22 protein-coding genes and 4 pseudogenes are annotated in these 26103 nt (G+C 57.6%); 12 read left to right on the forward strand and 14 right to left on the reverse strand.

What is annotated here, in order from left to right; genetic code table 11:
- Positions 1-45: 45 nt before the first annotated feature.
- The 7 genes from EJ074_RS18355 (at position 46) to EJ074_RS18380 (ending at position 3560) form a co-directional block, all read left to right on the forward strand.
- Entirely contained in the window at positions 46-1143 is a 1098-nt protein-coding gene (locus EJ074_RS18355; protein WP_127863055.1) for a DUF2817 domain-containing protein, read from the forward strand.
- Positions 1127-1333, forward strand: a complete 207-nt coding sequence (locus tag EJ074_RS18360; protein ID WP_245454717.1) for an SDR family oxidoreductase — start codon at positions 1127-1129, stop codon at positions 1331-1333. Before EJ074_RS18355 ends, EJ074_RS18360 begins: the two co-directional genes overlap by 17 nt.
- Positions 1330-1464 carry a hypothetical protein gene (locus EJ074_RS30635; protein WP_281033641.1) on the forward strand — a complete coding sequence of 45 codons (135 nt, stop codon included), beginning with the start codon at positions 1330-1332 and terminating at the stop codon, positions 1462-1464. The genes EJ074_RS18360 and EJ074_RS30635 overlap by 4 nt, the downstream gene beginning before the upstream one ends.
- Positions 1465-1540: 76 nt before the next feature.
- Positions 1541-1768, forward strand: a complete 228-nt coding sequence (locus tag EJ074_RS29755) for a hypothetical protein (protein WP_127863037.1) — start codon at positions 1541-1543, stop codon at positions 1766-1768.
- A gap of 7 nt (positions 1769-1775) precedes the next feature.
- Positions 1776-1940, forward strand: a complete 165-nt coding sequence (locus EJ074_RS18365) for a transposase (protein ID WP_127863038.1) — start codon at positions 1776-1778, stop codon at positions 1938-1940.
- A gap of 646 nt (positions 1941-2586) precedes the next feature.
- Positions 2587-3021, forward strand: coding sequence for an Lrp/AsnC family transcriptional regulator (locus tag EJ074_RS18370; protein WP_127863039.1), 435 nt, complete (start codon positions 2587-2589; stop codon positions 3019-3021).
- 317 nt (positions 3022-3338) lie between these two features.
- Positions 3339-3560 (forward strand): hypothetical protein, encoded by a 222-nt coding sequence (locus EJ074_RS18380; protein WP_127863040.1) that lies wholly within the window; start codon positions 3339-3341, stop codon positions 3558-3560.
- 710 nt (positions 3561-4270) lie between these two features.
- On the opposite strand, the gene EJ074_RS18395 is transcribed toward EJ074_RS18380, so the two are convergent.
- From EJ074_RS18395 to EJ074_RS18415, 5 genes and pseudogenes are all read right to left on the reverse strand, one after another.
- Positions 4271-5749: an NAD-dependent succinate-semialdehyde dehydrogenase gene (locus tag EJ074_RS18395; RefSeq protein WP_127863047.1), complete on the reverse strand. Its 1479-nt coding sequence runs from the start codon at positions 5747-5749 to the stop codon at positions 4271-4273.
- 293 nt (positions 5750-6042) lie between these two features.
- Entirely contained in the window at positions 6043-7146 is a 1104-nt protein-coding gene (locus tag EJ074_RS18400; protein WP_165349964.1) for an aminotransferase class V-fold PLP-dependent enzyme, read from the reverse strand.
- Between the two features lie 398 nt (positions 7147-7544).
- Entirely contained in the window at positions 7545-8903 is a 1359-nt protein-coding gene (locus EJ074_RS18405) for an MmgE/PrpD family protein (RefSeq protein WP_127863026.1), read from the reverse strand.
- Positions 8904-9555: 652 nt separating this feature from the next.
- Positions 9556-10554: an L-histidine N(alpha)-methyltransferase gene (locus tag EJ074_RS18410; protein ID WP_165349965.1), complete on the reverse strand. Its 999-nt coding sequence runs from the start codon at positions 10552-10554 to the stop codon at positions 9556-9558.
- 633 nt (positions 10555-11187) lie between these two features.
- Positions 11188-12135: pseudogene (locus EJ074_RS18415) on the reverse strand (IS630 family transposase).
- Between the two features lie 120 nt (positions 12136-12255).
- On the opposite strand from EJ074_RS18415, the gene EJ074_RS18420 reads away from it, so the two are divergent.
- From EJ074_RS18420 to EJ074_RS29930, 3 genes and pseudogenes are all read left to right on the forward strand, one after another.
- A complete protein-coding gene (locus EJ074_RS18420) occupies positions 12256-13284 on the forward strand; it encodes an IS110 family transposase (RefSeq protein ID WP_127863028.1) in 1029 nt (342 codons plus the stop codon).
- A 294-nt stretch (positions 13285-13578) separates the two neighbouring features.
- Positions 13579-14329, forward strand: a pseudogene (locus EJ074_RS30305) (helix-turn-helix domain-containing protein); the annotation flags it as partial.
- A 349-nt stretch (positions 14330-14678) separates the two neighbouring features.
- The gene (locus EJ074_RS29930; RefSeq protein ID WP_189343932.1) at positions 14679-15209 is read left to right on the forward strand and encodes a hypothetical protein; all 531 of its coding nucleotides are present in this window, start codon (positions 14679-14681) and stop codon (positions 15207-15209) included.
- Positions 15210-15371: 162 nt separating this feature from the next.
- Here EJ074_RS29930 and EJ074_RS30310 read toward each other — a convergent pair whose 3' ends face one another.
- The 5 genes and pseudogenes from EJ074_RS30310 to EJ074_RS18465 all read right to left on the reverse strand — a co-directional run bounded on the left by EJ074_RS30310 (position 15372) and on the right by EJ074_RS18465 (position 20598).
- The gene (locus EJ074_RS30310) at positions 15372-15638 is read right to left on the reverse strand and encodes a hypothetical protein (protein WP_135905117.1); all 267 of its coding nucleotides are present in this window, start codon (positions 15636-15638) and stop codon (positions 15372-15374) included.
- 364 nt (positions 15639-16002) lie between these two features.
- Positions 16003-16334 (reverse strand): annotated as a pseudogene (locus EJ074_RS30315) (transposase); the annotation flags it as partial.
- A gap of 400 nt (positions 16335-16734) precedes the next feature.
- A complete protein-coding gene (locus tag EJ074_RS18455) occupies positions 16735-17574 on the reverse strand; it encodes a hypothetical protein (protein ID WP_127862955.1) in 840 nt (279 codons plus the stop codon).
- Positions 17567-18823, reverse strand: coding sequence for a diaminobutyrate--2-oxoglutarate transaminase (gene ectB / locus EJ074_RS18460; protein ID WP_127862956.1), 1257 nt, complete (start codon positions 18821-18823; stop codon positions 17567-17569). Before ectB ends, EJ074_RS18455 begins: the two co-directional genes overlap by 8 nt.
- Before the next feature lie 1058 nt (positions 18824-19881).
- On the reverse strand, positions 19882-20598 hold the full coding sequence (locus tag EJ074_RS18465) for an SPASM domain-containing protein (RefSeq protein ID WP_245454718.1): 717 nt from the start codon (positions 20596-20598) through the stop codon (positions 19882-19884).
- A gap of 718 nt (positions 20599-21316) precedes the next feature.
- On the opposite strand from EJ074_RS18465, the pseudogene EJ074_RS18470 reads away from it, so the two are divergent.
- Positions 21317-21551: pseudogene (locus EJ074_RS18470) on the forward strand (transposase); the annotation flags it as partial.
- 16 nt (positions 21552-21567) lie between these two features.
- Here EJ074_RS18470 and EJ074_RS18475 read toward each other — a convergent pair.
- Positions 21568-22314 (reverse strand): LuxR family transcriptional regulator, encoded by a 747-nt coding sequence (locus EJ074_RS18475; protein ID WP_126097332.1) that lies wholly within the window; start codon positions 22312-22314, stop codon positions 21568-21570.
- A gap of 637 nt (positions 22315-22951) precedes the next feature.
- On the opposite strand from EJ074_RS18475, the gene EJ074_RS18480 reads away from it, so the two are divergent.
- Positions 22952-24754, forward strand: coding sequence for an ABC transporter ATP-binding protein (locus tag EJ074_RS18480; RefSeq protein WP_127862958.1), 1803 nt, complete (start codon positions 22952-22954; stop codon positions 24752-24754).
- 597 nt (positions 24755-25351) lie between these two features.
- On the opposite strand, the gene EJ074_RS18485 is transcribed toward EJ074_RS18480, so the two are convergent.
- Genes EJ074_RS18485 through EJ074_RS18495 form a run of 3 tightly spaced genes read right to left on the reverse strand, consistent with a single transcriptional unit; the run spans position 25352 to position 26072 of the window.
- Positions 25352-25558, reverse strand: coding sequence for an exopolysaccharide production repressor protein (locus EJ074_RS18485; RefSeq protein WP_095489408.1), 207 nt, complete (start codon positions 25556-25558; stop codon positions 25352-25354).
- Entirely contained in the window at positions 25555-25872 is a 318-nt protein-coding gene (gene fdxB / locus EJ074_RS18490) for a ferredoxin III, nif-specific (protein WP_174800308.1), read from the reverse strand. The genes EJ074_RS18485 and fdxB overlap by 4 nt, the downstream gene beginning before the upstream one ends.
- Entirely contained in the window at positions 25869-26072 is a 204-nt protein-coding gene (locus tag EJ074_RS18495; RefSeq protein WP_063169367.1) for a CCE_0567 family metalloprotein, read from the reverse strand. The genes fdxB and EJ074_RS18495 overlap by 4 nt, the downstream gene beginning before the upstream one ends.
- Positions 26073-26103 lie beyond the last annotated feature (31 nt).

Consider the following 26103-nt stretch of genomic DNA (forward strand, 5'->3'; position numbering starts at 1 on the left):
GCCTCAGTTGGTGCTGCAGAATGATCAGCAGGGAAATTGAACACAATGAACCTTGACAGCGCAAAGGAGCTAGCCTCCGTCGTCTTTTCTGACAATTATTTCGAAGCGAGGCAGAAATTCCTGGCGGCGGCGCCGACGTCGCGAGCATACCGATGCAGGACAAACGGACCCTCTGGTGAGGCTCTCTACACGGACGCAGCATATTTTGGCCCGGCGGACGCCAAGAAACTCCTGGTTCTGGTTTCCGGCACGCACGGACCAGAAGGTTACATCGGTTCCGCGGCGCAACTTCTATTCTTGCGAGCTAAATTTCACGAGCGTCTCCCATCCTCCACGGCGGTGCTCTTCGTCCACGCGCTGAATTGCTACGGTTTTGCCTGGGATCGCCGAGTTACCGCGGAGGGGGTTGACCTCAACCGGAATTTTGTCGACTTTTCCAAACCGCTCCCCTCGAATCCTGGATACGAGGAGTTGGCTGAGCATTTTGTTCCCGCGGATATCTCCGAGGAGGGATTGAAGCGCGCTGAGGCTGCGTTCGCGGCATATCAAGCGCGCCACGGCGAATTGAAACTTCGGGAGGCGCGGGGATCGGGGCAGTACACCAATCCGGGCGGCCTGTTCTACGGCGGAACCGAGCCTACCGAAGCCAGGCGAACTCTCGAGGAAATAACGAAGGAATTCAACGTAGCGGCCCGCGATGAGGTCATCATCATAGATTACCACACCGGCCTCGGCCCTTACGGCTATGGGGAGCTGCAATGCGAGCAGTCGTCCGGACTGGGCGGTTATGAGCGAGCCATCAACATCTTTGGCCCGTCCGTAACGTCGCCGGAGGTAGGGAATTCTTCCGCCGAAATCATACCTGGGACCCAAGACGCTTTTTGGGAGCGTATCTTGGGGAGCCGGCACACCTACATTGCTCTTGAATTTGGAACGTACAAACTAAATACAGCGGTGCTGCGCGACGACCATTGGTTGTTCATGTATCAGCCAGAAGAGGCTGATTCCGAGCGGGGCCGACAGATCCGTCAGGTCGCCAAATTGCACTACTATCCGCAGGGGTCAGACTGGAAGGAGATGATCGCTTGGAGATCGCACCAGGTGCATCGACAGGCAATCGAGGCGCTTGCGTCAGGAGAATAATCTCCCGAGGCTGAGTTTCGGAGGCATCGACATTCTCTGTGCCAGTGCCGGCATTTTTCCGCAGACCAAGCTGGTCGACCTCGATCCTGCCGAATGGGACCGTGTCATGGCGACCAACCTTAAGAGCGCCTTTCTCTCGTCAAGCCCTGCATCCTATCTATTTCGAGAAGGCGGCCAACGAGTTCCATGACAAACGCGGCGCCCAACCAGCTTCGGCAGACCGGCTTCACCTATTTGAAGGTGATCGGCTGGTTCGTTTTATCTCTCCACCATCCCTCGATGGCGCTCGCCTCATCCGGCTGCGACAATCGTCCGGGTTAAGGGCGAGGCTGCCATCGGGCAAGTAGACCAAGCCCGCAGGCGGCCCTATCTTCAGATCTCCGCGCCTTATCAGGGCGTGAAGGATGTCGAGAACAGTGTGCGTGGCATTTTGCGCGGCTTCGGGCTCAGGGTCGGCAAGACAACACCGCGCGACTTTGCTTGCCACATCCGTGAGCTGGTGGCTGGCCATCCGAACCTGAAAGACGGTGGCCACGGTGCTGCTTGCTGGCACGCCGTGCTACTGCGCGAGTTCCAGGCTCTAGAGAAAAGGTTCGCGCGCTGGTACGCCTTGATGCCACACTAGGCGGTTGATGTCGATGCCGGGAGTCGGTCCGATCGTGCCGCTCACTTATGCCGCTGCCATCGACGACCTCGGGCGCTTTCGCTCGTCGAAGCGGGTGGGCGCGCATTTCGGCCTGACTGCGAAGAGGTATCAATCCGGCGAGACCGACTACACTGCCGCATCAGCAAGATAGGATGCCGCAGTGCGCACGGCGCACTACGATCACATCATGCTGGTGAAGCCCGTCAGGGCTGCACGGAGCTGAAAAGCTGAGCGATGCGGATCGCCCGGCGGGCCGTGATGAAGAAGGCCAAGGTGGCGCTGGCGCGCAAGCTTGCGGTGATCCTGCACCGCAAGCTTGCCGATGGAACTGTCTTCAACGAGGCGGCCACGACGGTGACCGCAGCCGCCTGAGAAATTCGGGCGGGTTCACGACACCAGGACCTCCCGAAGCGAGGTCCCTTTGCCGGGACGATGGCTCAGGTCAGACCGCAACAGCCTTCGTGGCATCTCGATCACACGTCACTAGACTGGTCCGCCTTATCCTCTTCAAACCATCAGGTGGCGGTCGCGCACCGACCCCGTACAGAAGCAAGACCCAGCAACTGGACGACGCAAAAAGGGGTTGACCTGTCGAGGCCCGTACAGAAGGGGCTGTTACGATTCGGCAAATGTGGCAGGGTGGCGAATCACTTGCTGTGGCGAGGCATTGCCACGGCATGTTTGCCGGCCACAACATAGCAAGCGCTGCGGAAAAAACGACGTTGAGCCAAGATTCTGTCGTATGTTAGAGTAAGTGGTATGAACAAGCTAGACCGAATGGACTACCGATTCTGGATGTGCTCCAAGAAAACGGCCGACTCCCAATAAAGGTCCTTGCCGACAGGGTCGGCATTTCCGTTTCGCCGTGTTGGCAGAGGGTAAAAAAACTCGAAAAAGATGGAATTATCCGTCGTTACATCGCGGAAATAGCGATCGAAAAATTACAAAGTATTCAGGGTGTTTTGTCTAAAGTAGTCCTGTCAAGACAAAATCGAGACGCATTGGAGTTTTTCGAACGTCACGTGTGTGCCATTCCCGAAGTCGCAGAGTGTTATGAAGTAGTGGGGCATTTTGACTACCATATCAAATTTGTTGTTTCTTCAATTGACCGTTATACCGAGATCGTAGAAAGATTTCTGACCCCTGGATTTGGCGTTGAAAGGTATTTTACCGACATAGTGAGTCGGGTTGCCAAAGAGGATCGGGCTATCCAACTGCGCCGTTTTGGATAATCAATGTGCTGTAGTTTCGATCGCCCTTGCCGCTTCATCGAAGCGTTGCTTTGGATTGTGCGGACAGGAAGTCCGTAGCGCGACCTTCCAGCCTTCTTCGGGAGCTGGAACACCGTTTTCAAGCGCTACCGCGACTGGGTCAGAGCTGATGTCTTCATTCGGCTTTACGAGGCCTGTTCGGATGAACCGGGCATGGAACACGCCATGGTTGATGCCACCATCGTCAAGGTCACCGCCATGGACAGGGCGCAAAAGGGGGACTCAAAGCCACGCCATAGGCCGCTCCAACATGACAACCAAAATCCTGGCACTCTCCGATGCACTTGGCAATCTTGTGCGCTTTGTTCTTTTGCCCGGCCAACGGTTCGACACCGTGGGTGTCGCACCGCTCATCGATGGTGTCTGTTTCGGCGGCTTGGGCCGACAAAGCCTTCGACAGCAACACCATCATTGCCTTGAATGAGCGCGGCGCCAAGATCATTATTTCACAGCATTCACGTCGTACTTTTCCCCTGCCGCTCGACAAGGCACTCTACTAGTGGCGCCACTTGATTGAGAACTTCTTCGCCAAACTCAAGGAATTCAAGCGTATTGCTATGCGAGCCTACAAAACCGACCAGAGCTTCGCAGCCTTCATCAATCTCGCAGCCGCCGTCATAAACTCACGCTGACGCTCAACAAGCCTTAGTTTCCGTCCACAGTGTGCTGCAGCAAGCAGAAGGAGGTTCGATGGTGAACTGACAACATGCTGAGAAGCTGCGTAAAAGATGAAGGTAGGCCCCTCGGGATCGGCTTTCAGGAGCGGGTCTCAGGCCAGCCCAAGCTGCTGTGGTAGAAGAGCCATGATGTTTGATGACTGGGCAGACAGTGGACGCGTATTGGGGGCATGAGCCGGATGCAGGCTTTTGGGCGGAACTGCAGGAACCAGCTTCCTGATGCCAAGGGAGAAGCACAGGCGGCAAACCACCGTGAGGCGAGAGTACCGATGCAGGAAGCTGGGACGGACCGACCCGTAGTAGTGACGAAGGTCCCGTAAGTGGGCTGGAGCGAAGGAGTCGGTTCAGGTGGTCGTATTTTTCGGAACAACTGGAAACAGGATGACGACGGCGACCATGACAGACAAGCCGTTTAGCGGCTGGCCTACAAAGCGTTCAGATCCTCGAAAGGCGGAGCTGGAGTGGATGGGCAGACAATCGAGGCATTCGAAGCCGATCTGGAGGGGAACATCTACAAGATCAAGATTTCAGGATCACACGCTCAGGCACACGTATTTCATCTCTGTATAATCATCGATTCCGTATTTTGACCCTTCGCGGCCAAGGCCAGATTGCTTGATGCCACCAAAAGGCGCAACTTCCGTGGAGATCAGCCCAGTGTTAACCCCGACCATGCCGCACTCGAGAGCCTCCGCCACCCGGAAGATCTTCGAGATATCTCTGGAATAGAAGTATGAAGCGAGGCCAAACTTGGTGTTGTTCGCCATTTCTATCACTTGTTCCTCGGTCGAAAACTTGAACAGCGGCGCGATAGGGCCGAACGTCTCTTCCCTCGAGAGGCGCATATCCCCCGTTGCGCCGGTCAAGATAGTGGGCTCGAAAAAGAGGCCGCCTTGGCTCGCAGGCTTGCCACCGACCTCCACTGTAGCCCCCTTGGCGATGGCGTCAGTGACGTGCTCCTGTACCTTCTTCAGCGCATTCCGGTCGATGAGAGGGCCTGTCGTGACCCCTTCGGCAAAGCCGTCGCCGACTTTCATCTGGCGAACGCGCTCGGCAAGCTTGGCGGCAAAGGCATCATAGACGCCCTCCTGAATATAGAGCCGATTGGCACAGACGCAGGTTTGCCCAGCATTGCGGTATTTGGAAACCATTGCGCCGTCGGCGGCGGCGTCGAGATCCGCGTCATCGAAAACGATGAAGGGCGCGTTACCTCCGAGCTCGAGGCCGAGCTTTAAGATCTGCTCTGCGCCTTGCCGCATCAGTATTTTTCCGACATTGGTCGAGCCCGTGAACGTGACTTTCCGAATCTTCTCATTGCGGCAGAATTCCTGACCGACCATCGCGGCATCGGTCGTGGTTAGCACAGAAAAAAGACCGAGTGGCAGGCCGGCGCGTTCGGCAAGGACAGCCAGAGCGAGCGCGGATAGGGGCGTCTGAGCCGCAGGCTTTGATACCATGCTGCAGCCGGCAGCGATTGCCGGGGCCATCTTGCGGGCAAGCATTGCATTCGGGAAGTTCCACGGCGTGATGGCCCCAACAACTCCGATGGGCTGCTTGATCACGATGATGCGCTTATCCGGCTGATGACCTGGAATGGTGTCGCCGTAGACTCGCTTTGCTTCCTCACCGAACCACTCGACGTAGGATGCACCATAAAGAATCTCTCCCTTCGCCTCCGTCCATGGTTTCCCCATCTCTAGGGTGAGGATAGTGGCAAGATCATCGACATTCGATACTATGAGGTCGTACAGTTTTCGCAGGACTGCGGCGCGCTCCTTACCCGTCCTTTTCGCCCAGTTCTTTTGGGCAACATAGGCCGCCTCAATCGCCGACTTGACCTCCTCTTCACCGAGATCTGGAAGGGTTGCAAGGACTTCGCCGGTTGAGGGATTGGTGACCTCGAACGTGAGGCCCCTTGAACCTGCCGCTACCCACCCAGCCCCTACGAGAGCTTTATCCGTCACTAACGACTTGTCTTTTAACTTCGCTAGCACTGCTTCAGAAAGTGACATTTAATTTCTCCCGTATTGGTGCGAGCCCAAGAGCCGCCGTATATTCCACCAGAGATAGAACTTTGCGCTCTAGCGGGCATTGTCTTGTTCAAGGATGGGCCGATCGCAGAAACGAAGAAATCGATCGCCACAGAACAGACTCCCTCTCTAGGAGGCCGGCTGACTGCCACACCGCGTCTAAGTCTGCCAGCGGTGAGGATTATCCCACCAACATCGGCGTGCGGCCTTTCAAGTACCCAGTCGGCTTCTCCATATTGAAATCGACCGTATAAACTTATGCTAATTATCCCCGGTTAGTCTAAGAATTCGTCGGAATAGACAACGGCTGGCGTAGGAACTCTGAACCCTTCACGCCGTACAACTTCAACGACCTTCTCAAGGTCATTCACCAGCAAGGTTATATATTCATCTCGCAGTGGTCCAAGTACAAATTGTATTGCCTCTGGCTCCTTTAGTATATTTATCTTCCACCCGTACTCCTTCATCCGGCTTGCAATTGAATAGATGTCAGAGTATTCGCTCCGTATTCCCACCACGTTAAGCTCAGCTCCGCCGACTATCTTCAAGCCGGGGCACTGTGCAACGAAGGCCAATATGGCATCTCTCAGCTTGAGGATTTGAGCAGCGCGAGAGAGGTAACCGTCCCGCCCCAGATAACGCATGACTGCCCAGGCCGAAGCGATTGCGCCTCCGCTTCGTGTTCCAGTGAGAACTGGTGAACGATAAAGTCCTGCTGCCCATGTGTCGAAAATGAAGGGTTGATGGCGGGCTACCTTATTTTTATAGAAAACGCCCGACACTCCCTTGCCACTATAGCCGTACTTGTGAAAATCCGCCGAAATTGAGCTTACACCAGAGAGTCGAAAATCGAAGTCCGGAACGTCCCGTCCGAGCTCCCGCACAAAAGGCGCCAAAAACCCGCCAACGCAAGCATCCACATGCAACCAGATCCCGTGTTGGCTGGCAATTTCTGCTAATTCTCGAACTGGGTCACAAACGCCATGCGACCAGGACGGCATTGAGGCGAGCATCATGACTGTGTTTTCGCTAACTGCTTCAGACATTGCCGAGACGATTGCGCGAAAATTTTCATCCACTGGAACGCGACGGATAGTATATCCGAAATACCTTGGCACGCCGGTGCTCACGCGACACCGCACGCTGGCAGGGTGGATGGCATAGACCTCGATGTCGCGCGCCCGCAGCCAGCGCGCCAGCCAAAAGCCGTCGCCGGCCGCCTCATAGGCGACGGCGATCCGCTTGATTGTATGCCCGGCCTGGCCGGCTTCGTCGCGCAGCTTCAACAATGATGGCGCGTCGGCATCAATCTTCTTCAGCGGCTCATGGGGCGCCTCCTTCTGAAGAGTTGGTTCTAACAGCGCCGAAAGATGCCACACCCTCGCCGCTCGCCCATAGCATCTACGCCCCGGGACACGATCAAGGTGGGAATTATCCGTCGCGTCACTGCAGAGAAAGATATTGAGCTTCTGGCTTAGCGATGAGCAGTTTTCGATTGGGCTTGAACGCATCCGAGGCAAGGATGCGCGCTCATGATCGCTGCGTGATCAGTGGTATCGTTCGTGCGGTAGGCGGCGGACGCTGGGCGACGCTCCGTCGGTCTGTGAACCGCGCAAGAAGATCGGCGCGGGGACCGGCTATCCCATTGGCCCCCAGTCTCTTGCTCCGTTGCTTCAGCGGCTGTCCTGACCATAGAGATTGGCCCGCCGGATGGACCTAAAAGAACAGCCGGCGGAAAATAATTCCGGCCAACCCGTAAATCTGGCCGCGGCAAAGATCAGTGATCAAGTGGCGCAACGGTCAAACCGATCAGACGGTTAAGCCCTTTATTGTCCAATCGATCGAATGACAGCGCTATCGCTTCCATCTCCTCGGCCCTGCCATCGCTGATCAAACCGTTCGTGAAATTGACGTATTTGCTGTGGAACTCTTCCGCGCTCATGGGATTGTCGCGATCGCCTTTCGGCGTGCGCGGCTCCGACATGATTTGGCGGCCGTCCTTTAGGTAAAGCGTGACGTCGGCCCAACGCTTACCGACGCTGATGCGGGTGTAGTGCTCGGTTTCAACAAGCTCGGTGGCGTTGGAAATGCGTCGGATTTCTTCATCTTGCAGAACCTCCGGCAAAAGCTCCTGCGGCCCTATTTTGCCACGCACGATCATCGTCGCAACCGGGAACGCGATCGAATAGCTCATTTCGTCCAGCGTCTTCGGGTTGTGACCAGCAAGCCGAACGGCATTGTGAAACGTCTGAATCCGGACACGCGTCACATCGTTGCTGGAAAGGCAGTTGTCATGCATCAAGTCGCGCGCGGCATCGATCGATGGATGCGCCCAGCGACAGACCGGATAGGGTTTGTATGAGGTATCTTCAGCGACACGCCAAGCCTCTCCGAGATCGCACCACCACGGCTCGGCGCTGGCCCCCTCGGCCGTGATCGCCGGCGCGCCAGTGAAGCCGAGGTCAGCCAAATAGGCTGCCATGACGCCCGACGGCGCACCCCAGCCGACGCCGTCGCGCAGCATGGTTGGAAAATCGATGCAACGCATCATTTGGCTGCGAGGACCGTGGTATTCTGCAATGCCCGCTGCATGGCGCGTCTGCTCCTGGCTGAGCCCCAGCAGTCGGGAGACTCCCGCCGCCACGCCGACCGCTGTCCACGCCCCTGAAGTGTGGTAGTCGGAGACGGTGCCGTGAAGCGTCAGACCCGCGCGGTAGGCAACCTCATAAGCAACGGCCAGCGCAACCATGAATTCCCTTCCAGAAATTGCGGCGCCCGAAGACCTAAGCGAATCCGCTACAGCGAGCAGCGCAGGAAACACCGCCGAGCCGGCGTGGCCCTTGCAGGGGCTGTTGTTGTCGTGCCCATCGATCGAATCAATGGTAAAAGCGCCGGCGAATGCCGCTCCCGCCGGGCTGACGGGGCGCCCGTCGAAAATCATCCTGGCCGCGCCGATTTCAGGCGACGACCGCCATAGGCGATCGGCAATCTCCCTAGTGATCGACGAGATCTGCGTGGTTGCCCCCACCACCGCGACGCCGAGCGTGTCTGCAAAACTGCGCCTGAGAATGGCACGGACCTCCTCGGGAATGGCATCGTAGGTCAGGCTAGCGGCAAATTCGGAAAAGGTAATCATGTTAAACCTCGCACAATCTCTGATGCGGCCTTCAACGGGCCAATTCCCAAGATGATAATATTTTCCAGGGACACCTCCATCCTAGATAGCTTCGACACCGCATAACTTGGCAAATTCCGATGCCGTTAGAAGGCGGCTTCACCATCGGGCGACGTGCCGGATCCGCTTGTCGATTAGCCCCGCGCGGGCTTACGGTGCGGAGGCGTCTTCGATTGGGCTGCCCCGCGGCTAACCTCGGCGCCGATGTACGAACAACACGCGGATCAAGGTTACGGCCCTGACTTCGACACTTCTTCGTCCGGCGCCGACGCGAGGTTGCAATCAAAGCAGAATCGCCACGTCCCATTCGACATTTTCCTTCTGAATCATGTGGATCCAGAACCGTCGAGACCGGCCTTACAGATGACGAGATAGGAAAGCATCGTCTAATTCGCGACCGCGCTTTATTCCTGATCTGCGAAAACCGCGTCGGCAGCCCAGCGGCATCGCCGCCATAGACCATGCGCTTAGACATCGTCGTCGGTTGGCCCAGAGACAGAACGTGATCAGTCGGGTCGACTGGCTCAACTCCATCGAAACGAAACATGCCCATGACTAGGGCTCCGCGCTTCCGATTCAATGTCCTCTCTCATCGCATTTTCTCCAGGGGACGTCATGATTCGAGTTCTGTCGGCTCTGCACCGAGTTGAAACAGAGAAACCGCATATTGCTGGCGCGAGTCCGTCCAATGCTGAACCGGGCGGAAATTATACAGACCGAGCAGCTTGTGGAACGCACACAATTCAACCTTCCGCATGATCTCCGTCCTAATCATCTCTCCCTTCTCGAGATGAAAGGAGAAATTCAGACTTTTTAGATTGATCATTTGTTCCTGCATTGCTTCCAGATAGCTCTCCATTCGATACAGCGATTTATTATGGAATGCCACGTGCCGGAACTGGAATGGATCAAAATCTCCACCGAAACGCCAGTTCAAATGTTGCAGGACACATAAGTTGGTCAGAATAGCTGTTTGATTATTGTAGGCCGCCTCTAGAATTTTGGTTTCTTTGTCCAAATCCATCCCGACCAAAAGATAGTCGCCAGAAGACAAAGCCGATCGCGCCGATAGGAGGAGATCATGCAGTTCGTCATCGTGCATGTTCCCCATAGTGCTGCCGAGGCAAACTAAAAGCTTTGGTCCAATTAGATTGGCGACTTGCGCGAGTCCGGTCTGGTAGGTCCCGACAATTCCTAAGAAGTCCAAATCGTCTGTCACGGAGAGAACGTTCTCAGCCGCCCTCTCCAAGATCGAGCGATTAATGTCGATGGCAGCGTAAAAAGTGCGGCCGTGTTCCTTCAAGTAGGCATCAAATAAAAGAGTCGTTTTCTCGGCGTTTCCAGATCCCAGTTCAACGATAAAGATAGGACCTGTGATGTCGGCTATGGACCTTGCATGTTCGGCTAGTATGTCCTTTTCTGTTCTGAACAGGTAATATGTTTCCTCGTGACAGAGACGTTCAAATAGGCGAGAACCTGCATCATCGTAGTAATAAATGGAGTTCACGCTGCGCGGTGATTCCGATAACGACGCCACCAATAAGTCGCCCTTGAATAGCGTTTCTTCGGGTATGTCCGCGCCGAGGATCTCATATTTATTGCGTGTAGCCACTGCGGTTGTCCCGGGACGATGTCGAGCCATACAGATACCTCCATTCAAGAACGGTGTACTGGGGACGCGCAAAAGCCGTGCCAGTTTCGCCGATGAGAGCGTTGGAAAGTCTTTTTCCGAATGTTGTTCAATGACTTAAATGGGGTGCAGTGGAGCAAAAAGCCGTTACATTGTGTGGGGGAGCCGACAGACCCGACAGCAGGGTGTCGGATACCGGCATTGGATCAAGTGTTGGAAGAATGGGCGGCCATGAAGCTGCTGATGAGGCAACCTCGCGATTGCGCTGAATCAGTATGAGGTCATTGGCGTGGTCCCGCGCCACCGTGACGACCGCCCGGGCTTGCCACGAAGGCCGGCATGAGACCTGCTGCGTTGCCGGTGGCCTGGAGCTCCAGACGGGCTACAGGAAGATACGTCACAGACACCTCGGTCAAGATGCGTCCAGAGCGTCGATTGATGATGAGCATTTCGTGAGTGCGTGTTTCGGTCCAGATTCTTTCGGGGCGAAGGGGGATTTGCCTATGGGACCAGCAGTTCAGTTGCCGACAGACAATTCGGCTTCGGAGCTTCGCCGGTTGGCACGGGCTTCGAAGGACGCGCGGCAGAGCAGCCGTTTGCTTTCGCTAGAGCCTTTCAGGTTTTGACGGAAGCATATCCGGCATTGAAGAAGTAATTGCTGCATTCGCCGGGCTGGATTGAGGAGACGAGGCAGCCGACGTGTTGCCATGTCTCCTCGATGGTTCCCTTCTGAGCCACGCGCATCCAGTGCTTGATCTTGGCGAAGGCCTGCTCGATCGGGTTGAGGTCGGGCGAGTATGGCGGCAGATACCAGAGCCTTGCGCCGGCGGCTCGGATCATCTGCCGGACGGCGGCCGACTTGTGGGAGCCAAGATTGTCCATGATGACGATGTCGCCGGGCTCGAGCACAGGCAAGAGCTGTTGCTCGACATAGGCGCGGAAGCACTGACCGTTGATCGGTCCGTCGAAGACGCAAGGCGCCGTCAGCCGGTCGTGGCGCAAAGCGCCGAGAAAAGTCAGCGTGCGCCAGTGGCCGTGCGGGGCAAAGCCGCGCAGGCGCTTGCCTCGTGGTCCCCAGCCCCGCAGCGGCGCCATGTTGGTCTTGATCCACGTTTCGTCAATGAACACCAGCCGTCTCGGATCGAGACCGGACTGCCAGGATCGCCAGCGTTGCCGCCGGCGGGCAATATCAGCACGGGCCTGCTCAAGGGCGAACAGTGTTTTTTTTGAACCGCAGCCCCTCGCGCGCAGGAACCGCCACACCGTATCGTGCGATACCTTCACCCCGCGCGCCGCCAGCTCATCCTTCAACCTGTGCAGCGACAGATGCGGTGTCTGGTTGATCCGCTCCGCGATGAAGGCACGGTGCGGCTCCAGCACGCGCTTGCGATGACCGCCCACCTTGCCGGGCGCGACAGACCCGCTCGAACGGTAGCGCTGAGACCACTACACCGCCGACGATACGGCAATGCCGAAACGAGCTGCGACCGATCGGCAGCTTTCGCCCGCCTCGATCGCACCAACAACACGCTCACGAAGATCATTCGAAAGAGGTCGCGTCATCCGATGCTGGCCTCCACTCCAGCCAGCATCTTGATGGGGTGGACGGCCCCCGACCCAGCGGCATCGCAATGTGCCAAGATGGCGTTGTCAAAGGACCATCAGAGGGAAGGAACCGTCCGCATGCAAGTTATCACGATCGGATTGGATATCGCCAAGAACGTCTTTCAAGTTCACGGCGTCGATAATGCAGGAAACGCGGTGCTCCGTCGAAAAGTTCGGCGCGATCAGCTTATTCCGTTGCTTCGCGATATGCAGCCGTGCCTCATCGGCATGGAGGCCTGCGCGACGGCGCACCATTGGGCGCGGGAGCTGATTGCACTCGGGCATGTGGTCAAGTTGATGCCGCCGGCTTACGTAAAGGCCTACGTCAAGCGCAACAAGAACGATGCGGCCGACGCGGAAGCGATCTGCGAGGCGGTGACGCGACCGACAATGCGGTTCGTGGCTGTCAAATCGGCGGATGCCCAGAGCATTCTGATGCTTCATCGGGCTCGCCACCTCTTGGTTCGGCAGCGCACAGCGCAAATCAGCGCGATGCGGGCGCATCTGGCCGAGTATGGCGTCGTCGCACCGAAGGGCCGGGCCCATGTCCGTGGTCTAATCGAAGCTCTTGACAAGGGCGATGGGCCGCTCCCCGCGATGGCGCGACAGGTTCTTATCCTCCTCGCCCGAACGATCGAAGGGCTTGGCGCACAAATCCGGAAGATCGAGATCGAGCTTCTGGCGTGGTATCGCACGAACCAGGTCTGCCGGCGGCTTTCAACCATTCCCGGAATCGGCTTCATCACGGCGACCGCCCTCGCTGCCACCGTCGTCGACGCAAAAGTCTTCCGCTCCGGTCGTCAATTCGCTGCTTGGCTCGGCCTTGTTCCAAAACAACATTCCTCCGGTGGCAAAGACAGAATGGGAGGAATCTCGAAGATGGGAGATCGCTATTTACGGCATCTCCTCGTCGTCGGCGCCACGGCGGTCATCCGATACACGCGGCGAAAAGCGACGACCGTCAGTACCTGGGCGAACCAGTTGCTCGAGCGTAAGCCGGCACGGCTGGTCACAGTCGCTGTCGCCAACAAGGTAGCGCGGATCGCCTGGGCGGTGATGGCGCGTGAGGAAAACTACCGCGCGACGCCGTCAATGGCTCGAGGGTAACGACGGTCGCGCGAAATGACATCCAGTTTGGGCAGGAGAGAACGACATCAGTGATGCAGATCCGGTCAAGCCGGGGATCGGGAGAACCTGAGTGATTCAACGCGCATCGCAGCGCGGCAGCTTGATGAGGGCCCGATCCACCGACACCATCATGGCCAGCGGCCTGAGGCCGCACAAAAACAGGCCGAACACATGAATGAACCTGACCGCTTCAGTATTGCCATTGTCAGAATCTTCTTGCTCAACGGGGGCCGTCCACACATGAATCACAAAACAGCCTAAACCGGAATCCCCTCAGATTCAGTCAAAACCTGAACTGCTCTAGCGGCGGGGCTTGACGGCATGAGCCGTGCGGACGCGGCAGGATCGGCGGGATGGACCGCCAGACCTTGCGGGACTGGGCACACCGGTTCAACGAAGCCGGGCCGGATGGGCTTCTGGATTCGTGGTCGGATGGCCCACATCACGGCTTTTGCCCAAGCAACCGGCAGAGCTGGCCGAGATTGTCGAAACGGGCCTGATCCTGCCGTTGACGGCGTGGTGCGGTGGCGCCGCGTCGATCTCCAGCGGGTCATCAAGGAGCGCTTCGGCGTCGAGTGCTGAAGAGGCTGGGCTTCTCGCACATGAGCGCCCGGCCGCGTCACCCCGCGCAGGATGCCGACACCGTCGAAGGGTGTAAAAAAAATTCCCGCGCACACTGAAGGCCCATCTGGTGGACCTGCCGAAAGGCACACGGGGGGATGGTTTCAAGACAAAGCCCGCATCGGCCATAAGAACGGCTTGGTCCGTCAATGGGCAAGACGTGGCAGGCGTCCCCGACAGCACGTGCCGGAGAACATCACGCCGATCTTCCTGCCGTCGCGATCCCCCGAACTGAGCCCGGTGGAAAACCTCTGGCAATACCTGAGATCCAACTGGCTCTCAAACCGAGTCTTCGCTACGACGCATCATCGACGCGGCGTGCGAGGCCTGGCAGAAACTCCTCGCCAATCCAGAAACCATCACGTCAATTGGAAAGAGGCGGTGGGCGCATGCCGTCGGTTAATCGTCATGACCCCTGGTATCGTGTCCGATCGCCCGATGCGCACCTCGTTGTACAATCCTGTTTCATAACACCCATCTGTCTATGCTGCTGAAGAGAATGTGGGGTGTTTGGGTTCTGCCTCGCACGCAAAACAATGCTCTGAGCCACCGGTTCGCCGCGCGTTGATCGGTTGAAGATCCACAGGCCATCCGGTAGGGGATGAATACCTTCGATCGCGCCTACTTCGGCGGCGAGCCTGAGCGTCTTCGGTGCAAGCCGAGCAAACGCGCCGGCTTGTTCGTTCCGGTTCAGGATGCCGGTAATCAGGTCATCATTGGCTATGAGAACCAGTTGCCGGAAGGTTGCCAGGATGTCGGCCGAAGTGCTGTTGAGCTGTCCGCACCGCTTCCTCGGCGGCCGCAGTTCGGTGCGGACGCCGCCAATCCAATGGATCAGTAGAACGATTTCTGACGCTTCGTCATTGATATCGGCGACCACCTCCCGGATGACGGTGCGAACGATGCGCGTCTTGAGCCTTGCATCTGTCGTCGGCGCCGCCCACACAGCCTTGAGATTGGCGGCGAGCGCGGTGACGTGTATTGGCGACAGAAGTGATGGCTCCGATGTCGAAGCATGCGCGGATCTCGCCGACACGCGTAAGCGTCCGGTTCCATCGCAACTCCAGTTCCGCCGCGACCAGCCGGTTCCGCGGATCGATGGCGTTGTATTGCCGGAACGCCCGATCCGCGCTGTAGCATGCCACCTCGAGATCGCGCATCAGAGCATCGCGGACCTGATCGCGGCGACTAGCCGCTTGCGCTTCGGCCTCGACGGCCGCGGCTGTCGCTTCCCGGTCAACAAACCGCAGAAGAGCTTCCTCGATGGCGTCGTCGACGCGTAGCCCACCGAAGGCGATGCAACGCGGCTCTCCATCGTCAAGCAGACCACGCCAGCAGGAGTAGCGCGGAATGTTGTGCTTGGTTTCGTGTAGCGGACTGTCAGCTTGCGGCCACAGCGCCGGCAGCGGAAGGCCGGGGAGCAGAGCGTCGCCATCATTGGGCGCTCAGTGATGCCGGCCCGTGTTCCAGCCCATGTTTGAGCAACCAGAGCAGGACTGGCGGGCACTGCCGAGTTCCGCCACTTTGTCAAACGCAGGGGTGATGGCCTCCTGCATGCGACGATCGGGATCCTTCTCCAGCCGGTCGCCGACCTTCACGAAGCCGACCGGGGCAGCGACGACGAGTTCTCCGCGCCGGGCCTTCTCATAGCGGGCCGACAGGGAGCGCTGACGCAGAGGATCAAGTTCATACTTGTTAAGAGTGCCCTTCACAGCAGCCGGTCATTGCCTGCCGCGGTGCGTAGGCCGTCTCCTGGTCGATCAGCACGGTATCGACGACGCGGCACATCTCGATGAGCCAGTCGCGGCTGTTGCGGGCAAAGCGCGATACTTCCCGCGCCGCAACCGCCCCAGCCTTGCCGAGACAGACTGCGGCGACCATCCGGTCGCACGGAAACCTCTCTACCAGCCTTCTCGACCAACTCATAAATAGGGCCATGCTCCCGGCCCAAGGATGCCACGGGTAAGAAAGCTCGTGCTCCGCGATACCGTGGGCGTTCTGTCGTCGTGTTGTAGTAGTATCTGCGCCAATCCTCCAACGTTTTTCAGAGGCATCGGCAAGGGTCAGGAACCAATGCCGCCGGATCGACACGTGCCACTCACCACCCTTCTCGGCCACCAGCCCGCGTTTGCGAGCAGGCCTCACAGTTTTCGGCGCATGACGTCCTGCAGCATCTCGTTGGTCCAGGGAGAGATCGGCCACCAGCTTCCTGAGCTTGCCGTTCTCGTCCTCAAGCTGCTTCAGCCATTCATCTCGGGCGGCAGCAGCCCGTCATATTTCTTCTTCCAGTTGAAATAGGTCGCTTGGCTGATCCCCGCGCGCCGGCAGATTTCGGCACGGGAAATCCCGTCTTCCCCCTGCTTCAAAATAAACGCCTTCTGTGCGTCCGGAAACTTCCATGCCTTCATCGTCTTCCGGTCCTTCCAAGGGAATTACCGAGAACGATCCAGTTTTCAGGGATCAGAGCACGTCGTAGACGGGGTAACCAACCGGCGAAGGCGCGTCCGGCGCGGTTGCGGGTCCGCCATTGATGGGGAAGATGGCCCGGTTTCTGAACGGGAACCGTATGATGGTCCCGCACTCACCGAACAGCGAGCCCACGAATATCGAACCAGCATCCCATTGGCCTTGATCGCCGGTGGGGATTGCGCACGAACAGGTCCAATCGGCGGTAACAGAAGCGAGCGTGCTTCATGGCTTGTCTCCTCCTTTGAAACAGGCATCAAGTAGCCCTGGCAGCCCACCCGTTGCGAGGATGTCGAGGCCTTAGCTGCCGGCGGAAGCCGGTCTATCGCGACACGCCGAACTTCAGGTCCACCAGAGAACAAGATCCGGCCGGGCAAATCCGAAAAAGCAATTCAGCACCAGGCGACGCTTTCCGTCGCCTGATCGACCGGTAACCCCGTGGACGAAGCCGCCATCGATTAGGGCGATATCCCCGGCCTTGAGCTGGAAGTCGCGGCAAGGTACGGCCTCGAGATAAGCTGCCGAATAGGGATATCCCGTGGTCTCCACACCCTGCGACTTTCGGTCGATGACTGTCGGCTTATGGCTCCAGAGCCGCAGATTGCCACCTTCTTCGGGAATGCTGGGATAGAAGTTGAATGCTGCGACGGTGTTGTGCGCCACCGCAGAAAGCTCATAATCGTTCCCGGCACATAGGACTTGAGCGACATCGTCGTGGGGGGCCAAGGAAAACGTGCCGGTACCAGACCAACTGAGGGCGCGACAGACATTGGCCTGACCGTGTTCTGAACGCGCCAGCCGCAATTCAATGCCCTTGTTGTGAAGCTCTCGCTTCAACGCGCCGAATATTGCTCGGACCGGGTCAACCAAATTCTCAAAAAGCGCTTCGACGTGCGGTCGCGCCTTTTCGGCGTCTGCGAAATAGCTGGCTGCATCCTTCCTGTAGTGAGATGCGCCGACATATTGTCCGGGCACACCATCGTTACGCTCCTTGAGACCGGCACTACCAACAAAGTTCGTGGTGATCTTCTCGGCTACCTCGGTGCTGAAAGCTTGCTTGATGTGCAGAGCGGTGAGCTCACCTTTCAGGACCGAGATGATTTCCGCAGTGTTGATCGAGCCGATCCGTTCTCTGATCGAAACCGGCGAGATGGCTGGCACTTGAGATATCTGACTAGGCATTGTCTTGCTCCTGTAGTGTGTGTTCAAGGATGGTGATGCCACGATCGAGTTCGGCATTGGTGATGGTTATCGGCGGGAGGACTTTGATAACGTCGCGATTTGGCCCCGAGGATTCGATAAGAAGGCCATTTTCGAATGCGACATCGTGCACGCGGCCGACAACTGCCGGTGAACGGCATTTCAGGCCGGCCATCAGACCGCGGCCGCGCTTCTGTTCGATGTATCTTGGAAATTTCGCAACCAGGCGATCGAGGTGGGTTTGCAGCCTGACGGCTGTCCGCTCGACACCTGCAGTAAATTTCCTATCCGACCACATCTTGCACATGGCTCCTGCCGTCACGAAGGCGAAATTGTTGCCTCTGAAGGTCCCGCTGTGTTCTCCGGGCTTCCATATGTCCAAGTCGGGTCGAATCAGAACGATAGACAGCGGGCTACCTGAACCGCTTAGGGACTTGGAAAGACACACAATATCCGGTTCCATTTTCGCGGACTCGAATGAGAAGAAATCGCCAGTTCGGCCCGCGCCCGCCTGGATATCGTCGACGATAAAAACAATGCCGTGCGTACGGCAAATGCGCTGAATTTCCGTGAGCCAAGCCGCGGACGCGGCGTTCATGCCGCCTTCTGCCTGGATGGTCTCCAGTATAATTGCGGCAGGCTTTTCTATGCCGCTCCCCGGGTCGCTCAAAACGTGGTCGATGTAACTGGCGGAATCGAAAGCTTGGCTCGGATAGCCGTCATAGGGAACACGGATCACATCGTGGCGAGCAACGCCTCCCAGTTCCCTGGTTGAGGCCGAGCCCGACACCGCGAGAGAGCCGAGCGACATGCCGTGGAACGCATTCGTAAAGGCCATGACGCTCGAGCGGCCGGTGTATTTTCGCGCCAGCGCCAGCGCCGCTTCGTTGGCGTTCGTGCCGGTCGGCCCGGGAAACTGAATCTTGTACGAAAGGCCTCTGGGTTTCAGGATCCAATCGACGAACCCTTCAATGAAGTCACGCTTTGCCGCCGTATGCATATCAAGCGACAGAAGAATGTTCTCACCGACGAGATATTCAATCGCTGGCGCCATAATATCCGGATTGTTGTGCCCGTAGTTGAGTGCGCCGGAACCCACCAGGAAATCGATAAAGGGCTTACCCGTCTCGTCCCAGATCGTCGCCCCAAGGGCCTTCGTAAAGACGGTGGGGAACGCCCGGCAATAACGACGAACGTTAGATTCATGAGCCGTGAAAGCGTCGGTGTCCATATCAAGTCCTCTGCACATAGTCTTTCAAAGAAGAGAGCTGTTTAATGGCTAGTGGTTTGCGGCAGATGTTCGTCGCTTAACGTTGAAGCAGAATGCCGGAGGCAGCTTTGTTTGGTCTGGGTTTGGTCTGGTGATGCCGGCATCCTCATCAAATATTGTTGGGTGGCGTTGCCCTCCATTCGGATGCTTTCGAATGTGCTGCAGCAGGATGGCTTCTAAAGCTTCCGCGAAAGCATCGCTACTATGGCATCAGGTAGTTGACGTACCACCCATCGCTGCCCATAGCGCCTCCGGACAAATGTCCAAGGAGATCAGCAGGGTCGCGTCGCCAGAGGTTGTGTCGCTCGGCGGTAGCGAAGCCGCTCGCGAGCGCGCTCCTCAATAGCGCCGTAGCGAGCGAGCGGCTTCGCGGCGGTCATCAATATTCGCCGTTCAACCTCGGGCTGCGGACACCAACCTGATTCAAGAAACTATTTGATGACCGATGACACAGCGAAAGCCACGCTCTCTTTGAGAAGAATGCGGATTCCGATCTCTTGCGCGATGACTGGCCCGAGCCGCCGGATCAAGAGGGCGGGGCCGCCGTGGACCCCCTTGACGGAAAGCCCGTTCGTAGGCCAGGCGGAAGCAACCGGGAGACGCGCTGGCGAAGGGCCGCATCGGTTTCGAGAACGTCCACTACCGCGACGGCAACCATCCCCGGCCGCAGCTGGGCTGCTGCCTTCAGGCGAGTCGAAAAGGAGATCGTCCGGGAGGGTGAAGGCGTTGACGAGGTGAGCCGTGAGTAAGCAATCAAGCTCTGATCGGGATCGACTAACACTGTTTCCATCCGACCGATGGTTGACCTGTGATCGGCGTTACCTCAAGCTAGGCAGGCCGACAAGCTCGGTTGGAAGGCGAAGACCTTTCGATGAGCTCGTCTCCGAAATGCTCGAGGCCCACTGCCGCGCCTACAGGAACATACTGGCGTAACGTGAAAACACGATGGCGTCGCGGGCAGGTGCATCTGTCGTGGGGCCATCCGCACTGCCAGGCACGCCCTCTCGGCCGGCATGCACTCAGGTCCGGTCGTTTGGGTCGGCGAATTCACACATCCTGCAAAGCAGAAAACCATCTGCTCCATTCATGCGGTCGACGATTTCGCGAAAAACTGGCTTTTCAAACAGAGCGGAGTAACCCTCATATAGAAGGTTGCCCAATACGTGACGCCGTTCAAAATCCATAGAGCACAGGGTAACGTCGCCGTTTGGAAGAAGAACATTCCGATACTGTCGTGCGTCCACGCAGGTTAGGGCTCCGACCACTGGCTGACGTGGTGCAACGATCTTAGGGTCGACGCTTCCACCCCTACTGCTCACCGGCCGCGCTTTTATCAGGGCTTCGGTAGGAATAATGTCGGCTATATCTGGGTGGGGCTCGCCCAAGGCCACGAATCGGATCAAGGGGATGTCCGCGTCGACGAGTTGACGAACCAGATCGCGATACTTGTCTCCGACCAGGCGGCTGTTCATGTAGGTGCCGTCATCGAAAACATGGACCACGAATACGCCCAAGGGCAAGGCTTGCAATCGCTGCAGGTCCTGCCCGTTCATTCCCACCAGCGTCGTAAAAATCCTGATGCCATGGCCTTTGGCGAAAGCGTGCTCCACCATTTCGGTACAGTCCGGATTGAGCCAAGGTTCGGAGTATCCCGCAAAACCAATGTCGACGGAAGTCGGTACGCGGGCCAGACACCGCTTGAAATCTTCAAGATCCAGATGACTCGCATGAGACACTTTTCTTTGCCGGACCGCGAACTTGTCCTGGGGACAATATGAACATCCTACGACGCATCCCGTGGTCGTCGTTATCTCCAAAACCCTGCCGGCTGTGTTTGCTGAGCGAAGTTCCGGTAAAATCACTGGTGATTACTCCCATCTACTTCCTGCGAAGCGCCACGATGGTGTGCGTGTGCCTTTGGCTTTCTGATACCGCCTGCTGATCTACCGAGGCAACGCAGACATCTACCCTTTTTGGCAGCCTAAGCCGCCCGGTTCACCGACTTGCCGGGCCGACCTTCACAAACTTCCAGCGCGTCGGACCAGAGACAGCATTGCATCTTTCGAGGCATCACTCGCTCCGGAGATGTAGCCTCAACCGTTGGTCGCTGGCCCGTCGCCGAGATGCGCGCGCAGCACCCTCGAACCCGCCGGAGAGAAGCTTTCTGGATGCCGTCGATCATCCTTCATCGAGCGAGTTCCGTGTTCTCATGCGGGTCAGCCCTCACACTATATTGCCGCACATCGACCAGCAAAGGCCGAGCTAGTGCGCCTGGCGCGCAGTTACTGCGAGATAGGCTTCGAAAAGCCCGACAGAGCTAAGACGCTCCGCTGTATTGAACCCGACATGTTTTCTGACAGCTGTCAGATTTTGGACACACATCACTCATCGTCAGTCGCTTAATACGGATGGTAATTTCTTCCAGGAATCGGTGACATTGAACACCACCCTGTCATGACCGCCCAATCTCAGCGAAGCGAACTCAGCATCGCCACCAGGACCAAGCCTGAAGATAAATCCGCCATAGCAGCGTCAACGACATTTTGCTTTCGAAGCCGATGGATTGCACGAGGTGATTCGCGCCGTGATGCAGGAGGTGCTCGAGGCCGAGATGGACGAGGCGCTGGGTGCTTCGAAGAGCGAGCGCACGCCGGAGCGTCTCGGCTATCACGCGCGCTACTACGGGCGGAGAACTAGCTGCGCACCTACGGCGGTTCGATAATCCCAAGGTTCAAAGCTTTTACAACAGCTACCGTTCTGCTGGTCGCATCCAACTTCCGCATTACATTTTTTAAATGGAAATCTATCGTATTTCGTGATCTGCCTAAAATAGTTCCTATTTCCCAAGATGATTTTCCTTGTGACACCAAATCAATGCACTCTATTTCTCTCGGAGACAGGTTATGAGCTCGTTCCGACGCAGTCGTAGTGTCGAACTTCGTAACCATCCGATGAAACCGCAGCGCGGCCATTTGCAGGTAGGTGATCGCTCTATTCTGCAATTCGCAGTCCGAGGATTGAGCAAAACTCACAAACCTAAAGCTGCCACCAGGGCCATGTAATGGGACGGTAACGCCTGACCTCAAGCCGAATGTTGCTGCTTCGTCCAAGACGCGGCGTCCATCTTCAGTTATGTTTTCATCAGTATACACCTCGCTCCATCGAAAGGGTCCCGCCTCCTTTCGACCTTTCTTGATGAGGGGGTCTATTTTGGCATAGCCCATTCTCGAGTAGCGCTCCTGCCATTCAGCAGGATAATTCCACATCACCACAGAACCCTCTCGGTTCGGCTTGAAAGCCCTCTCTGATGCGAGCGGCCCATAGGCAATCCACGGGCAATCGAAATTCAGCGCAAACGCAGACAACAGTTCGAACAACTGTTCGGATTGAGCGACATCATCAGTCATCTTGAGGAATAGGTCTAACTCCACCGCAATCCGCCGGAGTTCCATGATGTCTCCTTCATTGCGTTCTCATTGGTGCACAGTTTGCTCCAACCCAGCCTCGCAACATCCGAAGTCAACGGGACTCGAGCCGGAGTTCCTTCCGCCACCTGGAGTACCCTCAAGAGTCGTGCCAGCTTGCGAGCGAAGCTTCTCCTTCAGGTCGTCAATCGACGGGGGAGGTACCCAGGAGGCGAACCGACAGCACTGTGTCGGGGAGCGCACAATCCGACAGTCGAGCATCCGATTGACGGAATATGGGCAGGAAAGTATTCGCGGCGCGCTTTTGAAATCAGCACCTAAGTGCCGGGCCTGAGAAAGCTGCATTGCAACTGTACTTATTTGATCGAGGCAAGAACAAGCTCAAAATTCAATCGATACATCGACCTTCTTTTCCAATCTCCCGAGTTGAGCAGCCGTAGCAATCGTATTCGACTGGATGGCGGCTGACTTTCTCCAGGCTCGGTAACCTGCTGAATTTGTCCTTCGGATGTTCCCGCTCAGTTGGCACGACTTTTGAACTCACCGTCGTGAGGCGGCAAGAGCTGCCCGCCAAAATTGATGCTGTTATGGGGGAGGTCGAAATTCCAGTTTTGTCTTTTATCGTCTTTGGGACCGAGCGTGTTGATGCGCCCGCTTGGAAACTATGAGACGTTTCCCCGTCCATGGGCGCGGCGCCACTTGTCGCGACGTTTTCGCCTTCACTGTTCGCCTCTGGAACAGGCAGCCGGCCCGGCTCGCGATCATCATGACCGCGATGCTCGCCTCCACGCTGGCTGACGTGTTGATGCCGCTCTATTCTGGCCGACTCATCGACGCTGTTTCTCGTGCTGCTAATGCGGCAGCACCAGCTTCGGATTCAGCTGTTGCAGCATTCTCTGTACCGATTGCATTGGCACTCGGTGGCATTGCCATGCGCCACGTCGCCTTCATTGGCCTGAGCGACCTGGTGTTGAAAATGATTTCCGACGTCGCGACCGAAGCGTTCCATCATGTGCAGCGCTTTTCGACAGACTGGCATGCAAACAGCTTCGCCGGCTCGACAGTGCGCAAGATAACGCGCGGCATGTGGGCGCTCGACCTCCTCAACAGCACGATACTCGTCACGCTGCTCCCGTCGTTTGTCATCTTGATCGGCTCGACGGTGCTGCTCGGCTGGCACTGGCCGGTCATGGGCGCGATCTTTGCTTGCGGCTCTCTCGTCTACCTTGCGTTTTCGATTTCGCTGTCGCTCGGCTATGTCGCGCCAGCGGCGAGCCTTGCCAACCGATGGGACACAAGGCTCAGCGGCGCGCTTGCGGACGCGGTCAGTTGCAACGCTGTGGTCAAGGGCTTCGGCGCAGAGGTTCGCGAAGACGAGCGGCTTGCAAATATCATGACGAAATGGCGGCACCGCGCGCGCCGGAGCTGGGTGCGCGGAACGATCATCGGCTCAACCCAAGGCGTAACTTTGGTTGCGCTCAGGGTGGCGGTGGTCGGATATGCCCTGCTTCTGTGGTCGCATGGACAGGCAACGCCGGGCGAGATAGCATATGTTCTCACGTCCTTCATCGTCCTGCAGGGCTATCTGCGTGATGCCGGCATGCATGTCCGCAACGTGCAGCACTCGGTTAATGAGATGGAAGAACTAGTGGCCATCCACAATCAGCACGTGGATGTTGCCGATCGTCCAGAGGCCAAGCCGATCCGGATCACGAAGGCCCGTATCGATTTCGAGAACGTCCACTTCCGCTACGCCAACCATCCCCTGCCGCTCTATAGCGAATGTTCGCTGTCGATTGAAGCTGGCGAAAGGGTTGGGTTGGTTGGACCCTCCGGTTCCGGCAAGACAACATTCGTGAAGCTGATCCAGAGACTCTACGACCTGAGCGGCGGCCGGATCCTGATAGACGGTCAGGACGTCTCCGAGGTGACCCAAGAGTCCCTTCGTTCGCAGATCGCGATCGTGCAGCAGGAGCCGATCCTGTTTCACAGGTCGCTTGCCGAGAACATCGCCTATGGCCGGCCTGGCGCGAGCCAGGCCGAGATCGAGCAAGCGGCACGACTGGCAAGTGCCCACGAATTCATCGCGCCCCTGCCGAAGGGCTATGGGACATTGGTCGGCGAAAGGGGTTTGAAGCTCTCCGGCGGCGAGCGCCAGCGCGTGGCGATCGCGCGCGCCTTCCTCGCGAACGCGCCGATCCTTATTCTGGACGAGGCCACATCGAGCCTCGATTCGGAATCCGAGGTGCTCATTCAACAAGCGGTGGATCGGTTGATGGTGGGCCGAACCACACTCGTCATCGCACACCGGCTGTCGACGGTCCGCTCGCTCGATCGGCTGCTCGTCTTCGACCGTGGCCGCATCATGGAGGACGGCGATCATGCCGCCCTGATCAATCTCGATGGTGGCATTTACCGCCGCCTCTTCGAACGGCAGGCGTTGGAACTCGCGAAGGGCCTGGCCTGATCGCTAAACCGGCTTGCGCGATGCGCCGAGCCGTTGCCGGAGAGGGGTGTGGCAGTGACCAGCGGCGGGCGTTAGGCGGCAAAACCAGCACGGCAGGAACTGTCCGCCAAACGGGCGAGCGGGAATGCACCACGTCTAAGCTTCGGCGAATGCGCGCAGTTACACGCGGGCACCGAATTGTCGCGCCTAACGGCGCACGCACCAAAAGGGCGGGAATGTCGACGGCCCGGGAAGAGTGCGGCCCTCGCCGTTACCCACATTTCGCCAAAGGAAGCGAAGTCAACGCACATTGAGAGGGCGGTGCTTCCCGGCCGGCTGGGATCCCTGTCGCTGGCCCAACCTACCGCACGCCGGCCACGTCAACGGTTCAAAGTCCCTTCGGTTCGCAAAGTCGTCCCCTTGGAGACCCGGAAGCGCAGGAGCTCCGACCGCAGTCTTCGCTCAACTCTGGCCATCTGCTCCGGGATTGGATTCCGTTCCCTTGCTAGCACAGTGGCAGCTGAGCACGAACTCGCCGGCCCCGTGTCTTTCGATTACGGCCAACGGGCTTAGGAAGAGATTGGATTCGCCGGCCCTCTGCGGAGCGAATGAACAGTTCTACAGATCATCGACGTCCGCGAAAAAGAGCACGCAGCCGAAGTAGCCGGCCTGAAGCAGCAGCGAACAGGCCAGCGTCGTGACGACTGCCACACGGAGCGAATCCAAAGCGAAGTAAACCATCGACGCATTGCTGCACAGGACCAGCCCCACGAGCCGACAAAAAGATGAAGTGCAACGCCGTTCTCCTGGTTTTCGCCAGATCATGTTGCGAGCTCGTCGGCCGCAACATGCGTCTGGCAGTTCTTGGGGCAGACGCGGCCGCAGGCTCCGCAGCCGATGCAGCGGCCGGCATCATCGACAACCATGATCATGCGATTGAGCTTGCCGTCGAAATCGTCGTCCTCGTCATCGCAGGGGCCGAGGATTTCACCCGCATCATCAACGCCGTGAAGATGCATGACATCGCGCGAGCAGACCTTGAAACAACGGCAGCAGCCGATGCAGGTCTTGCTATCGATGGAGGTCAGGTACGACGGCATCCAAATGGAGCCGTCACGGGTGGTGAATGTGCGCATCATCCTAAATTCTTCATTGAAGCGAGTTCTCTCTTGGCAACATCCAACTCGGCATAAACGGCTTGGGTTTTCTCGGCGACTTCCTGTATGTCGGCCCACTTGCCCGGCAGACCCTCGACAAGGTCCTGCAATGCCATCTTGGCAATAGCTGCACGCAACTGGAGCTTTCGGACTTTCTTCCTCATCTTATCTAGGTCTGACATAGATCCTTCCTGGAACAATGGTTTTGTTGAT

Origin of the sequence: Mesorhizobium sp. M3A.F.Ca.ET.080.04.2.1, from assembly GCF_003952525.1 — a bacterium.
GTDB lineage: Bacteria > Pseudomonadota > Alphaproteobacteria > Rhizobiales > Rhizobiaceae > Mesorhizobium.

Excerpts from the sequence above, each read along its gene's own strand:
- EJ074_RS18495 (WP_063169367.1), bottom strand. The coding sequence starts at position 26,072 with ATGTCAGACCTAGATAAGATGAGGAAGAAAGTCCGAAAGCTCCAGTTG.
- EJ074_RS18355 (WP_127863055.1), top strand. The coding sequence starts at position 46 with ATGAACCTTGACAGCGCAAAGGAGCTAGCCTCCGTCGTCTTTTCTGAC.
- EJ074_RS18405 (WP_127863026.1), bottom strand. The coding sequence starts at position 8,903 with ATGATTACCTTTTCCGAATTTGCCGCTAGCCTGACCTACGATGCCATT.
- EJ074_RS18480 (WP_127862958.1), top strand. The coding sequence starts at position 22,952 with ATGAGACGTTTCCCCGTCCATGGGCGCGGCGCCACTTGTCGCGACGTT.
- ectB (WP_127862956.1), bottom strand. The coding sequence starts at position 18,823 with ATGGACACCGACGCTTTCACGGCTCATGAATCTAACGTTCGTCGTTAT.
- EJ074_RS18380 (WP_127863040.1), top strand. The coding sequence starts at position 3,339 with ATGCACTTGGCAATCTTGTGCGCTTTGTTCTTTTGCCCGGCCAACGGT.
- EJ074_RS18475 (WP_126097332.1), bottom strand. The coding sequence starts at position 22,314 with ATGGAACTCCGGCGGATTGCGGTGGAGTTAGACCTATTCCTCAAGATG.
- EJ074_RS18365 (WP_127863038.1), top strand. The coding sequence starts at position 1,776 with ATGTCGATGCCGGGAGTCGGTCCGATCGTGCCGCTCACTTATGCCGCT.
- EJ074_RS18485 (WP_095489408.1), bottom strand. The coding sequence starts at position 25,558 with ATGATCTGGCGAAAACCAGGAGAACGGCGTTGCACTTCATCTTTTTGT.
- EJ074_RS18455 (WP_127862955.1), bottom strand. The coding sequence starts at position 17,574 with ATGCCTAGTCAGATATCTCAAGTGCCAGCCATCTCGCCGGTTTCGATC.
- EJ074_RS29930 (WP_189343932.1), top strand. The coding sequence starts at position 14,679 with ATGTCGGCCGAAGTGCTGTTGAGCTGTCCGCACCGCTTCCTCGGCGGC.
- EJ074_RS18420 (WP_127863028.1), top strand. The coding sequence starts at position 12,256 with ATGCAAGTTATCACGATCGGATTGGATATCGCCAAGAACGTCTTTCAA.
- EJ074_RS18395 (WP_127863047.1), bottom strand. The coding sequence starts at position 5,749 with ATGTCACTTTCTGAAGCAGTGCTAGCGAAGTTAAAAGACAAGTCGTTA.
- EJ074_RS30635 (WP_281033641.1), top strand. The coding sequence starts at position 1,330 with ATGACAAACGCGGCGCCCAACCAGCTTCGGCAGACCGGCTTCACCTAT.
- fdxB (WP_174800308.1), bottom strand. The coding sequence starts at position 25,872 with ATGATGCGCACATTCACCACCCGTGACGGCTCCATTTGGATGCCGTCG.